Below are 13,345 nucleotides of genomic sequence, written 5' to 3'. Positions count from 1 at the left end.
ACCATGACACAATCAAATCATTCTTTAGAGTTAAAAGACCTTGAGGACAAGCTGGATCAGCTGATCCAGCAATACGCCAGCGTAAAAAACGAAAACAGTTCGCTGAAAACCAAGCAGGATTCATTAGTCAGAGAAAAAGCCAAGCTGTTGGAAAAAACCACTCTGGCCAGAACCCGGGTTGAAGCCATGATTACCCGCCTGAAAGCAATGGAGAACGGATCGTGAACAAGAAGCCCCAGCCTGTATCCCTGATGATTATGGGCAAAGAATACAAAATTGCCTGCGCCCCTGACGAACAAAGCGACCTGATTCAGTCGGCTCAGCAGCTCGACGTTCAAATGCGGCAAATGCGCGATTCCGGTAAAGTGGCCGGCGCCGACAGGATTGCGGTGATGGCGGCGCTTAACTTGGCACACGAGTTGCAGCTGATGAAAAGTCAAAATGCCCAGCTCAACCAAACATTGAGCGAATGCCTGGCAAAAATGACTCACAAAATAGAAAACGTTTTAGAAAATCATTAAACACGCTAAAATACTTTCCTGCATTTCCTGCAGCGTTCGAGAGTGTGCTGGGTGTTTCCTGAACCTGTTTTTACCCCGGGGGCGGATACCAGTACTGGTGTGCATGCCCGTTCCATACGGGAAGCCTGATTTACCGGCCACGTCCCCACTTGAACCTCCGGTTCAAGGACGAAAGCACATTACGGCGCAGGCGGGAGATGCACCATAACATCCTCACTAAAACAAAATCCCGATGAATTACTGGCTAATGAAATCCGAACCCGATACGTTCGGGATTAACGATCTGTACAACAAACCCGACCGGACCGAACATTGGGATGGCGTGCGTAATTACCAGGCCAGAAACATGATGCGGGACGACATGAAGCTGGGCGATCAGGTTTTCTTCTATCATTCCAATTGCGACGTGCCGGGCATAGTCGGCATTATGGAAGTTGTTAAGGAAGGCTACCCGGATTTTTCCGCGTTCGATCCCGATGACAAGCATTTCGATCCCAAAAGCGATCCCGAGCATCCCCGCTGGATCATGGTTGATGTTAAATACCTCAGGACATTGTCCCGCACCATTACCCTTAAAGAATTAAAAGATAAGGAAGAGTTGGCGGACTTCGCGCTGGTAAGGCGCGGCAACCGATTATCCATAATGCCGGTCGGTAAAGACCAGTGGGAGTTTATTCTTTCGCTGGAGTAAAGCGGGTGGAGTTTAAATTAATATGGGTTCCGCCTCTCCGATCCTTGCGATTGTATTCGTTGCATTCATGCAAGTAATGTGTGGATAAATTTGTCTGCCATCAGTACAGATTCAGGTTGTCTGGAGTAATGTTAAGGTCTGGCTAAATCGGCCTGGCTATGAAACAATTGATACATTAACAAGGCGTGATTAGGACGGAATTACGCCCATTTTTTAAGGGAACGGTGTGAGAGATATTTTAGTCATTCAAATTGCTCAGTCGAAGTTGTTCCTGTTGCTTTCTTATGTCTGAGGACATCATGGGCAATAGTCATGCAATTATTCTTGCCGGCGGCAGCGGCAGTCGACTTTGGCCGCTTTCGCGCACATTACGTCCCAAACAATTGCTTCCGCTCGACGGAGAGCAAACATTGCTGCAACAAACAGCACGCCGTTTGCTCAAGCATGTCGATGCCGGGCGTTTGTTAACGGTTACCCATCAGGATCACAAGTTTGAGGTAAAAGGCCAATTGGCGGAAGTTGATGCACGGCTTCCTGCCGCAGTATTGGCCGAGCCCTGCGCCCGGAATACCCTGCCCGCGATTGCGTGGGCGGTCTGGGAGATTTTTAAGCAGGACCGGAAAGCGATGATCGGTGTTTTCCCTTCCGATCATGCAATCGGCAACGAACAAAACTTCCTGTCAGCTTGGCGCTCAGCTGAACTGGCTGCGGCGGCGGGTTATCTGGTATTGCTGGGCATCACGCCGCATGAGCCTGCAACCGGCTACGGTTATATCCAGCCCGGCGAGTCCCTGGGGCTTGATGCAGTCAACCCGGTTTTGAGCGTATCCCGATTTGTTGAAAAGCCGGATCTTGAAAATGCAAAGCGCTTTGTTGACAACGGCTATTTGTGGAATAGCGGCATGTTTGTATTTCGTGCAGGCGATTTTATGCAAATGCTGGAACAGCATCAGCCGGAAATTCACCGGGCAATAACCTCAATGCGTGGGACGGCGGACGTCGAAGCGTCTTATGAAGAGCTGCCGAATCTGTCCATCGATTACGGTCTGGCGGAAAAGGCAAAAAAAGTCGCGGTAGTGCCTGTCGCGATGAACTGGAGCGATCTCGGCAGTTGGGAGTCTATCTATCAGCATCGCGGCAAGGATGAAGCAGGAAATGTTTCCCACGGCGACGTACTGTCGCTGGATACGCAAGACAGCTTGCTATGGAGTTCGAACAGCCTACTGGCAACGATAGGCGTAAGCAATATTGCGGTGATTCAAACGGCTGATGCGACGTTGATTTGCGATCGCAGCCGCACCGAAGACATTAAGCAGTTGGTTGTACAAGTTCAGAAAACGCACCCCCATCTGACGGAAACGCATTTGACGGTACATCGTCCATGGGGAACCTACACGGTTTTGGAAGAAGGTCCACGTTTCAAGATCAAGTGTATTGTGGTCAATCCCGGCGCCAAACTTTCGATGCAAATGCACAATCACCGCTCCGAACACTGGGTTGTCGTGTCCGGTACAGCCAAAATCACCAACGGCGAGCAGGAAATCCAACTGGAGCCTAACCAATCAACCTATATTCCCAAGACGCACCGGCATCGGTTGGAAAACACCGGTACTCTTCCGTTGCAAATTATCGAGGTGCAATGCGGCGAGTATGTGGGGGAAGACGATATCGTGCGTTTCGATGATACTTATGGCCGAACATAGCTGAATGAATAAAACAGCATTAATTGCCGGAGTTGCCGAGCAGGATGGTGATTATCTGGCTGAATTCCCGCTCCAAAGTGACTATGTAGTGCATGACGCCAAACGGCGCTCATCGTTGTTTATGCGCAAGTTATTGGATGTCTCCAGAATTAGTGAACGGGAATGGGCGGCAAGCACCAGCTTGAAAGACGAAATTAAGCTGACTTACAAAGCATTCGGAGGCAATCAGGCATGAAAGCAATTATTCTTGCCGGCGGTTTAGGCACACGGATTAGTGAAGAGACATCAATCCGGCCTAAGCCTATGGTTGATGTTGGCGGCAAACCCGTACTCTGGCACATCATGAAAACCTATTCAGCCCACGGTATACATGACTTTGTCATTTGTTGCGGTTATAAAGGCTATGTGATTAAGGAGTATTTTGCCAATTACTTTTTGCACATGTCCGATGTGACATTTGACATGCGAAGTAACCAGATGGAAGTACATCAGCGCAACGCTGAACCATGGCGCGTAACATTGGTCGATACCGGCGAAGAAACCATGACCGGCGGCCGCATTAAGCGTGTTGCCGATTACATAGGCAACGAAGATTTTTGCTGCACGTATGGCGATGGCATTGGTGATGTGAATATCACTGCGCTGATTGAATTCCATAAACAGCATGGCAAACTGGCTACCTTGACAGCAATGCAGCCGCCGGGACGATTTGGCGCGCTTAATTTGAACGGGAGCAGTGTAATCGGTTTTCAGGAAAAACCGCAGGGAGATGGTAATTGGGTTAACGGCGGGTTCTTTGTACTTTCGCCAGAAGTGCTCGGTTACATTAAAGACGATCATACGGTTTGGGAGAACGAACCTATGGAGCAACTTGCCAGAGACGGACAAATGGCTGCTCATTTCCATTCCGGTTTTTGGCAGCCTATGGATACCTTGCGCGATAAAAACTATCTTGAAGCGTTATGGGCCGGCGGAAAGGCGCCGTGGAAAATATGGTAAGTCCATCATTCTGGGCCAATAGAGTCGTACTGCTAACCGGCCATACCGGTTTCAAAGGAAGCTGGTTTTCTTTGTGGTTGCAAGCTATGGGTGCAAGAGTAATCGGCTACGCACTGGCAGCGCCCACACATCCCAGTTTATTTGATGCCGCCAATGTTGCCGAAGGCATGGTTAGCATCGAGTCCGATATACGCGATTTTGCGGCGCTTTCAGCCGTGTTTGCAAAATATCAACCCGAGATTGTCATACACATGGCGGCTCAGCCTTTGGTGCGCTATTCCTACGCCAATCCGATAGAAACTTATTCCACTAACGTAATGGGTACCGTGCATTTGTTGGAAGCCGCAAGACTGACGAGCAGCGTGCGGGCAATCGTCAGCGTTACCAGCGACAAATGTTACGAGAACCGTGAATGGGTATGGGGTTATCGGGAAAACGAACCGATGGGCGGCTACGACCCATACAGTAACAGCAAGGGCTGTGCTGAGCTGGTTGCATCCGCTTATCGAAGCTCCTATTTCAATCCCGGTAATTTTACAGATCATCGCGTGGCATTAGCCTCGGCCAGAGCGGGCAATGTGATCGGAGGTGGCGATTGGGCGGAAGACCGGCTTATTCCCGACATTATGCGCGCCATCACTCAAGGCAAACCGGTGAATATTCGCAATCCACATGCCATCCGTCCTTGGCAGCATGTGCTGGAGCCGTTATCCGGTTATTTATTGCTGGCGCAAAAGCTTTATGAAGAGGGCGCGGCCTATGCAGAAGGTTGGAACTTCGGTCCGAACGATGAAGATTCCAAGCCCGTGCAATGGATAGTGGATAGCCTGACCAAATCTTGGGGTGAGGACGCGAGCTGGGTGTTGGATCAGGGCGATCATCCGCACGAGGCGCATTATCTGAAACTGGATTGCTCCAAGGCGAAAGCCCGGTTGGATTGGCGGTCGAAATGGCGTCTCGAAGATGCATTGGCTGCGATTATCGATTGGCATCGGGCATACCGGGACGGGAAAGACATGCATGAGCTGACCTTGCGTCAGATCCGGGCATATGACAATGATTTAAACAATTAAGCGGGAATTTGAAGTGGGCAAGGCAGAGTTGAAACAACAGATATTCGATCTGGTTGAGCGTTACAGTGAGTTGCATTTCGCGGAACAGGCATTTGAGGCCGGCTCCAGCGTCATCCCACCGTCCGGTAAAGTGCTTGGCGCCGGCGAATTGAAAAACATGGTCGATGCCTCCCTGGATGGCTGGCTGACCACAGGACGTTTCAACAAGGCATTTGAACAGCGCTTTGCCGAGTTTGTCGGCGTGCCTTACGCACTGACGACTACATCAGGTTCTGCGGCCAACCTGCTCGCGTTTACCGCGCTGACCTCGTACAAACTGGGCGAGCGCGCGTTAAAGCCGGGCGATGAAGTCATTACCGTAGCGGCAGGTTTTCCTACCACCGTTAATCCGATTTTGCAGAACGGCATGGTGCCGGTGTTTGTCGATGTCGATATTCCGACCTACAACATCGACCCTCAAAAAATCGAAGCGGCGGTGAGCGAACGTACTCGCGCGATCATGATCGCCCACACCTTGGGTAATCCGTATGATCTGGATGCTGTGATGGCTATCGCGCAAAAACATGACCTGTGGGTCATTGAAGATTGCTGCGATGCGCTGGGTTCGCTTTACAAAGGCCAGCATGTCGGCACTTTCGGCCATATCGCCACATGCAGTTTTTATCCGGCCCATCACATCACCATGGGCGAAGGCGGCATCGTTTTTACCAAAGACCGCAAGCTGAAAAAAATCATCGAATCCTTCCGCGATTGGGGGCGTGATTGTTACTGCGCGCCCGGCTGCGACGATACTTGCCGCAAACGTTTTGGCTGGCAACTCGGAACTTTGCCCAAAGGTTACGATCACAAATACACCTACTCGCATTTGGGCTACAACCTCAACATCAGCGACATGCAAGCCGCTTGCGCTTTAGCGCAAATGGACCGCTTGCCGGAATTTATAGCCGCACGCAAACGCAATTTCGCCTTCCTTAAGGCGCGGTTGAAATCCTGCGAAGCGCTGCTGATTCTTCCCGAGGCCACTGCGGATAGCGAGCCATCCTGGTTTGGCTTTCCCATTACCCTCAGGGAATCGGCGGGCATTGAGCGGGTCGAGCTGCTGAAATATCTGGATCAATACAAAATAGGCACACGCCTCTTGTTTGCCGGTAACCTCACACGCCAGCCTTATTTCAAAGATAGAACCTATCGTGTCAGCGGCGAACTTGCTCGCACCGATGAGATCATGAACAATACCTTCTGGATAGGTGTTTACCCCGGCCTGAATGAACAGAAGCTGGCGTTCGTGGTCGAGAAAATCGAAACGTTTCTTGGTGTGATCTCATAAAATCACGAGAACATAGGATTCGCATTGAAAGCCTCTGACGTAGTCGCCAAATTTCTGATAAACCATCGAGTTCAGACCTGTTTCGAACTCGTGGGCGGCATGATCACCCATCTCTTAGACAGCTTCGCCGAATCGGGGCAATTCAACATCGTTTCGATGCACCATGAGCAATCTGCTGCGTTCGCAGCGGAAGGCGTGGCAAGATATACCAAAGGGAAAACCATCGCACTGGCGATGGGAACCAGCGGTCCGGGTGCAACCAATCTGGTAACCGGTATCGGGAGTTGCTGGTTCGATTCCGTACCCTGCTTATTCGTCACGGGGCAAGTCAACACCCGTGAACTCAAAGGTGAACAGGCCATCAGGCAGCAAGGATTTCAGGAGCTGGATATTGTTGAAGTGGTACGGTCATTGACAAAATATGCAGTGCGAGTCGATGACCCCGAAGATTTGCTGTCGGAATTGCATAAAGCGTTATCGATATCACTGAGTGGACGTCAAGGCCCGGTGTTGCTGGATATTCCCAACGATGTCCAACGAGCCGGGATTCCTGATGCATTGGTTGAAAAATGGCTGAATGTTCCGCTGGACATCAACACCGGGCCGGAAATAGGTTTGAATGATCTGAAGAACTTGGAAGCGCTTTGTAAGGATGCGCAGCGGCCGTTGATTTGTATCGGCGGTGGAGCGCGCTGGGCCGACTCGATGAGCGATTGGCTGCTGGCGGCAGATGCTCTAGGCGTCCCGTATGTGTCTACACTGATGGGGCATGAGCGGGTGACCGCGGGCAACAATTACTTCAACATGATCGGCAGTTATGGCAATCGCGAGGCCAATTGGGCGGTACAAAACTGTGATTTGCTGATCGTAGTGGGTGCGCGCCTCGATGTTCGGCAAACAGGTTCCGACGTGGAAGACTTTGCTCGTCATGCGCATATCGTCCAGATAGACATCGATCCGTCGCAATTGGCTAATCGCGTTCAGGCCGACCTGAATATTTGTGCAACGGCGGGCAGTTTTTTCAAGGCATTTCCGCTTCAAACAAGCGTATTTTCAAGCCTGGACAAAAACTGGTTGACCGAGCTGTCAAAACAACGCGACCGGGCTCAGCTTAATGAATATGCGGACTGGGAAATCAGTCCCAGTGAGGTTGTCAAAAAACTAAATCGCATTTTGGCTAAGCATGCCGTCGATTACGTTTGTGATGTCGGCAATCATCAAATGTGGGCGGCGCAAAGCTTGCGTTTATCTCCTAACCAGGCTGTTCATTACAGCGGCGGGATGGGCGCGATGGGATTTGCATTGCCCACAGCATTGGGGATAGCCATTCAATCCAGGAACAAAGTTGTTGTGATTAGCGGAGACGGCAGCCTGCAAATCAATATCCAGGAGCTGGATACTCTGAATAGACTGGGCTTGGATCTGGCTATTATCGTAATGAACAATTCAGCGTTGGGCATGGTCAAGAATTTTCAGGATATGTATTTTGACGGCCGGAACCAATCGACTCAGAAAGGTTACAGCAGCCCCTCCTTCACCGATATTGCAACAGCCTACGGGATTGAAGCCCATCGTGTCGGCAACGCGGCGGATACAGAGCGCGCTTTGAATCTGATAGCGGAGCGCAAAAGCCCGCTGCTGATCGAAATTATGATGGATGGCGCGACGGAATGTCGGCCACGCTTAGCTTTTGGCTCGAAGCTGGATGAACAGTTTCCCCCGCTAAGCGTCTAATCGATCCGGCAGCATGATGAGAATTGCCATTCTGGGAGCGACCAGCCAAATTGCCAGAGACTTGATCGTTTCGTTTTCCACAGCGGACGACAAACAGCTGCACTTATTTGCGCGCCATCCCGACGAGGCGGCAAAATGGTTAATGTCTGTAGGTCTTTCAGGTCGCTATCCGGTAGATGAATTTTCCGGGTTTGCCAAGCAGGAATTCGATGCCGTCATTAACTTCGTTGGTGTCGGCAACCCTGCGCAGACGGTGGTCTTGGGCAATTCGATCTTTGATATCACCCTGCGTTTTGATGAGTTGGTGCTGGATTATCTAGGGGCACACCCGGCATGTCGCTACTTGTTTTTAAGCAGTGGTGCCGCATATGGATCGAGCTTCAACGAGCCGGCTGCCCGAAATACGCCGGCGGTTGTGGCGATAAACGATCTGGCCCCGCAGGAATGGTATGGCGTCGCTAAGCTGCATGCGGAATGCAGGCATCGCGCCCATCCTGAATTACCTATCATTGATATACGGGTGTTCAATTATTTCAGTCGCACACAGGATATTTCCGCACGCTTTCTAATCACGGATATTTTGCGCGCTGTTCGCGATGGAATAGTGCTGAAGGCTTCATCCGACTATATCGTGCGTGACTTCCTGCACCCATCGGATTTCTATAAACTGGTCAGCGCGCTTCTTTCTACACCGGCCGTCAACGCTGTTGTCGATTGCTATAGTCGAGCACCAATTAGTAAGCCTGAGCTATTAGCAAATATGCAAAAAGAATTTGGTCTGCAGTATGAAATAACCGACGCAACTGCCGGCGTTAATGCAACGGGTAGCAAGCCTCATTACTACTCATTGAATACCCGTGCCGCGGACTTTGGATATATACCATCCTTGACTTCCCTAGAGGGGATTGTGCAAGAAATGGAAGCGATGTTGCAACAATCTAGATCAAGCAGGATAAACATTTGTTGATGTTCGAGTGATTTATGGTGATTCAATCAATGATTTTGGTCACATGCAGAATAAGTGGTCGTGTAATTACAAATTAAGGATGGCGATGGAAACTAAAAAATTTTATGCTCAATTTGGTGAAGATAAAATTCTCAATGAGATTTTCGACAAAAAAATGGGGACTTGTGTTGAGGTCGGCGGGTTTGATGGCATAACTGGTAGTAATACCTACTTTTTCGAGAAACTGGGATGGCGTTGCTTAGTTGTTGAACCGATGCCAGCTTTCTGCAAAAAAATTAGGGATGCACGTTCATGTGAAGTTGTTGAGATGGCGGCAAGCTATAAATTAGGTGAAGTTGAATTTCATGTGGCCGTTGGAGTTGAAACGCTTTCGACAATAGAGAAAGATGAGAATCATTTTGCTCGAATCAGAAGTTTGAGTCAGCAAGAGGTGGAAAAAATTACAGTAAAAACAGCACGTTTGGATGATATTTTGCTCGAACGAGGCATAACAACCATCGATTTTCTAACAATTGATGTAGAGGGCCATGAAATGTCCGTGCTAGCGGGAATGTCTTTCAGCACAAACTCTCCTAGGATAGTAATTATCGAAGACAACTCACATGGACTTGACCCCCAAGTAAAAAAATTTATGCAATCTGTGTCATATATAAGATTTAAAAAAACAGGGTGTAACGATTGGTATGCAAAAAAGGACGATCCACTAGTTACACTGTGGAATTGTATTGCTACAGAAGTTCCAATATCCATGTATGTAATGAAACAAAAAATTAAACCTTTTGTTCCTCGTTTCTTAAAGCGAAAAACAACCTGAATTAAGTGTGGTAATAGTTAAATAATGCTATTAATTGCGATTGGACGGATTGCTCAGTTCGCGCTCTTGTTGCTAACGCTTCGGCTTGCAACAAGTTTGTTGTCGCCTGCAGAAATGGGTAAGATTTCTATCGTTACAGCGACAGTGGCCTTTTTTGCGTTGTTGCTACTCAATCCTGTTGGCATGTTTATGAATCGCCGATTACATGCTTGGGATTTGAGAGGGCAAGCGACAAATTATTTAATGTATTTTTGGCGCTATCTTCTAATAGTCAATGTATTTTCAGCCCTAGTATTGTTCGCTTTAACCGGATTTAACATTTGGAGCCCGAGCATTAACATTTATTGGCTGTTACTATTGGTTTGCGGAAACCTAATTTTTGGCACGATTAACCAAGTTGTAATTCCAGGATTGAATCTGCTCGGTCACAGAGGTTGGTTTTCTGTTCTGGCAGTCGCCACCACTGCGACGAGCTTGATTTTTGCTGTTGTGCTTGTTCGAGAGGTTTCGCCAAACGCTGAAAATTGGCTAAGTGGATTACTGATCGGCCAATTAATTGTCGGACTGATTGGAAAAAGAATCTTCTTTGGAAAATTACAGCGTGCGAACCCGAAAAGTAACAGACTCCCAAAGTTGTCACATTCACACATCCAGAGTTTTCTTGGATTCGCTTGGCCAGTTGCAATTGCCGTTGGGCTAGGATGGATTCAAAGTCAAGGTTATCGTTACCTGATGGAAGAACGTCTGGGATTGATTGAACTTGGATTATTTGTTGCTGGCTATGGAATAAGTGCTGGTTTAATTGCTGGATTTGAATCTATTTTTACAACTTATTTTCAGCCGAAATTTTATAAGCGAATAAGCAATGATAATATCAACGAGCAATATCATGCTTGGATCGAGTACTCTCAATCTATTCTACCTTCCTTACTATTGACGAGTATTCTTATAATGGCAACGGCACCGGAATTAACCCAGCTCTTACTGGGGAGTGACTTCAAACTGTCAACTCAGTTTGTTGTATGGGGCGCATTGGCTGAACTGGCAAGGATTTCAACGGCTGTTTTTGGCATGGCGGCTCATGCCCGAATGAATACAAAGCTATTGCTTCTTCCGAACTTAGTGGGAGCAGCGATGTCAATCTTATTAATCTGGTATCTGACTCCAGTTTATGGTTCACATGGCATTGGATTTGGCCTTGCATTTTCATCGATGGTCACTTTGCTATTAACTATCTACATAACCAAAAATCACCTGTCTGTAGTCTTGCCTCTGAAGCTATTTGTGAAAAGTGCAATCATGGGAGCGGTGCTATTTGTGATGGCAAAAATTTTAAGTCAATTACTGGACTATGACGGAAGTCATTTATTTGCGTTTATACGGTTGTGCGTTATTGGCTTATTATTTTTGTTGTTTCAATATTCAATGCTACTTCCTGTGTTGCGGAGAGAAGCAGTGATCTCTCATAACTGATTTAGGTTAACGGTTTATGCATTTTGCGTTCTGTAGCGATATCGAAGAATTTAATAAAGATCAATTGCGCGATAAGCAATGGAGTTACCGTTTCCCTGGTTCTGGCTGGATAACATGCTTGTATCGTATGGCTGCAGAATCTGGGATAAATGTAGCATCAGGTGATGTTGCGCTTGCAAATATTGCTTCAAAAAAATGGAATGCGAAAGATGTGTATGTAATACAGGACATGACGTCGACAGACGCAGCTAAATTGCTCGATTTGGGAGCTATGCCATTCTTAATTACTTGTTTTGAAGCGCCACTCTACGCGCCGTTTTTTTACGACAGCGTTGTTCAAATTGCCGATAGATTTAAGTTTAATTTGGGATTCGGTTTTCTAAATGGACAAGGCGGCGCTATAGGAGAAAAGACAAGGCTTCAATTTAGATTCCCTTCTTTTTATTTCGATGATATGCAAGAGGTTCGTTCATGGAAGGATAGGAAAAAGCTGGTACTTGTTGCCGCGAATAAATACAGAGCTAAAAATTTATTTATTCCTGGTCGGCTGAGCCTGATCAATGTATTACGGCAAGTTAAATCGGCGAGCTGGCAATTTATTTCTCCGGCGTATCGTAAATCATTAGCCGCATCGCTTCATGATCGACGTTTTGAAGCAATTGAGTACTTTGCAAGTAAAAAAGAGCTGGATTTGTACGGTGCAGGCTGGGGAGATTTGGATGAGCTGCCGATGGTATGGGGCAATAGGCTTAGAGATGCTGTCAAAGACCAGTATCTGGGGCGATGCGAAAACAAGCTGGAAACAATAAGTGGCTACCGCTTCTCAATTTGCTTTGAGAATATGGTATTGCCGGGATATATGACTGAAAAAATGGTTGATTGCTTTGTCGCTGGAACCGTCCCATTATATTTAGGTGCCCCGGATATTGAAACACTTGTTCCAGTAGAGTCATTTGTTGATATGCGAAATTTTAATTCTTACAATCAAGTTGATAATTATATGAACTCAGCGAATGAGCATGATGCCATAAGAATGATTAGAGCGGGGCGGGATTATTTGAGAACAGAAGCCGGGATGCTTCACTCCTATGAAGGCTTTGCGAGAAACGTAATTAGGTTGGCTAAGACATGCTAGACGTTACTGTATGCATCATGTCCTACAACCGTCCCGCATATTTGCGTGAATCGTTGCATTCCGTTCTTTCACAGACTAAACAACCTAAGAAAATTGTCATCTACGACAATGGTAGTAATAAGGATGTGTATGCAAGTATAGAAGAGTTTATAGGAAGTGAGGTCCAATGGGTTGAGGCCGAGAATAACCATCCATTTATCTGGAATTTCAGCAGAGCCATGCTTAGCAACGACTCCAAATATGTTGTGTTGCTTCACGATGATGATAGGTTGTGCTCCAATTTTCTTGAGACTCAAATCGGCTTATTGGAGGCTAACGATAGTCTTTTGGCTGTTTCATGTAATGGATATTTTATAGATGAAGCTGGTAATAAGACCGGAGAAACTCTTGTGCCCACCGTCGGTGGTGAACCTATTGAGTTGTACACATGTAGTGGGCATGTGGCTTTGAAATATGCAGGAAATTCATGTATACCCCTCTCCCCAGCGATATATCGCAGTCACGCAGTCCGTTCAGTTAAATTCAGAGAAGAATTTGGCAAGGTTTTTGACGCCGTATATTTTTGTGATTTGGCGGAAATTGGATCTATTGCGTATCAAGTTACGCCGCTATACGAGTGTCGGGTGCATGCTGGTCAGGATTCAAGCCACTTTCCATATGATCTAATGAACCGGCTCGAAGAATTTTATTGGTCAAGAACGTGCATGAATGATGCAGAGAGAATTAAACTGCGTGATTTATTGGTAAGGCAGCATACGGCTAGGAATCTTAAACGGCTTTTCCACTCAGTCAAAAAGGGGAATTTATCTTTGATGGCAACCCTTCTGCGGGACGATAAATTTAGATTTGCTGATGCTGTAAGAATAGTCGGAGCTTGGTGTATTAAGTATGTTTTTCAGAGACGATAA

Annotated in this window: 14 protein-coding genes and 1 other RNA gene; all 15 read left to right on the top strand. The window is 47.4% G+C overall.

Annotation, left to right across the window (positions count from 1 at the left end):
* The first annotated feature begins 3 nt into the window (after window positions 1-3).
* The 15 genes from B0F88_RS01335 to B0F88_RS01265 all read left to right on the top strand — a co-directional run bounded on the left by B0F88_RS01335 (window position 4) and on the right by B0F88_RS01265 (window position 13,345).
* A complete protein-coding gene (locus tag B0F88_RS01335) occupies window positions 4-225 on the top strand; it encodes a TIGR02449 family protein (protein ID WP_104422130.1) in 222 nt (73 codons plus the stop codon).
* Entirely contained in the window at window positions 222-521 is a 300-nt protein-coding gene (locus B0F88_RS01330) for a cell division protein ZapA (protein ID WP_104422129.1), read from the top strand. The genes B0F88_RS01335 and B0F88_RS01330 overlap by 4 nt, the downstream gene beginning before the upstream one ends.
* A gap of 21 nt (window positions 522-542) precedes the next feature.
* A non-coding RNA gene (gene ssrS, locus B0F88_RS01325) (6S RNA) lies at window positions 543-722 on the top strand.
* Between the two features lie 31 nt (window positions 723-753).
* Complete coding sequence (locus B0F88_RS01320; protein ID WP_104422128.1) at window positions 754-1,212, top strand: EVE domain-containing protein; 459 nt, start codon at window positions 754-756, stop codon at window positions 1,210-1,212.
* Window positions 1,213-1,511: 299 nt separating this feature from the next.
* A complete protein-coding gene (locus B0F88_RS01315; RefSeq protein WP_258076519.1) occupies window positions 1,512-2,915 on the top strand; it encodes a mannose-1-phosphate guanylyltransferase/mannose-6-phosphate isomerase in 1,404 nt (467 codons plus the stop codon).
* Between the two features lie 4 nt (window positions 2,916-2,919).
* Entirely contained in the window at window positions 2,920-3,150 is a 231-nt protein-coding gene (locus tag B0F88_RS01310; protein ID WP_104422126.1) for a hypothetical protein, read from the top strand.
* Entirely contained in the window at window positions 3,147-3,914 is a 768-nt protein-coding gene (gene rfbF, locus B0F88_RS01305) for a glucose-1-phosphate cytidylyltransferase (protein WP_104422125.1), read from the top strand. The genes B0F88_RS01310 and rfbF overlap by 4 nt, the downstream gene beginning before the upstream one ends.
* Window positions 3,908-4,987: a CDP-glucose 4,6-dehydratase gene (rfbG, locus tag B0F88_RS01300; protein ID WP_104422290.1), complete on the top strand. Its 1,080-nt coding sequence runs from the start codon at window positions 3,908-3,910 to the stop codon at window positions 4,985-4,987. Before rfbF ends, rfbG begins: the two co-directional genes overlap by 7 nt.
* Window positions 4,988-5,000: 13 nt before the next feature.
* On the top strand, window positions 5,001-6,314 hold the full coding sequence (gene rfbH / locus B0F88_RS01295; protein ID WP_104422124.1) for a lipopolysaccharide biosynthesis protein RfbH: 1,314 nt from the start codon (window positions 5,001-5,003) through the stop codon (window positions 6,312-6,314).
* A 24-nt stretch (window positions 6,315-6,338) separates the two neighbouring features.
* Window positions 6,339-8,048, top strand: a complete 1,710-nt coding sequence (locus tag B0F88_RS01290) for a thiamine pyrophosphate-binding protein (RefSeq protein WP_104422123.1) — start codon at window positions 6,339-6,341, stop codon at window positions 8,046-8,048.
* A 13-nt stretch (window positions 8,049-8,061) separates the two neighbouring features.
* Window positions 8,062-9,015 carry an NAD-dependent epimerase/dehydratase family protein gene (locus B0F88_RS01285; RefSeq protein WP_104422122.1) on the top strand — a complete coding sequence of 318 codons (954 nt, stop codon included), beginning with the start codon at window positions 8,062-8,064 and terminating at the stop codon, window positions 9,013-9,015.
* 85 nt (window positions 9,016-9,100) lie between these two features.
* A complete protein-coding gene (locus B0F88_RS01280; RefSeq protein ID WP_181049806.1) occupies window positions 9,101-9,829 on the top strand; it encodes an FkbM family methyltransferase in 729 nt (242 codons plus the stop codon).
* 24 nt (window positions 9,830-9,853) lie between these two features.
* Window positions 9,854-11,302 (top strand): polysaccharide biosynthesis C-terminal domain-containing protein, encoded by a 1,449-nt coding sequence (locus B0F88_RS01275; protein ID WP_104422120.1) that lies wholly within the window; start codon window positions 9,854-9,856, stop codon window positions 11,300-11,302.
* A gap of 16 nt (window positions 11,303-11,318) precedes the next feature.
* Window positions 11,319-12,437, top strand: a complete 1,119-nt coding sequence (locus B0F88_RS01270) for a glycosyltransferase family 10 domain-containing protein (RefSeq protein WP_104422119.1) — start codon at window positions 11,319-11,321, stop codon at window positions 12,435-12,437.
* Between the two features lie 17 nt (window positions 12,438-12,454).
* Window positions 12,455-13,345 (top strand): glycosyltransferase family 2 protein, encoded by an 891-nt coding sequence (locus B0F88_RS01265; RefSeq protein ID WP_181049805.1) that lies wholly within the window; start codon window positions 12,455-12,457, stop codon window positions 13,343-13,345.

The organism is Methylobacter tundripaludum (assembly GCF_002934365.1).
Lineage (GTDB): Bacteria > Pseudomonadota > Gammaproteobacteria > Methylococcales > Methylomonadaceae > Methylobacter_A > Methylobacter_A tundripaludum_A.
Note: the sequence above shows the minus strand (reverse complement) of the source record. Positions and strands in the feature narration are given on the sequence as shown.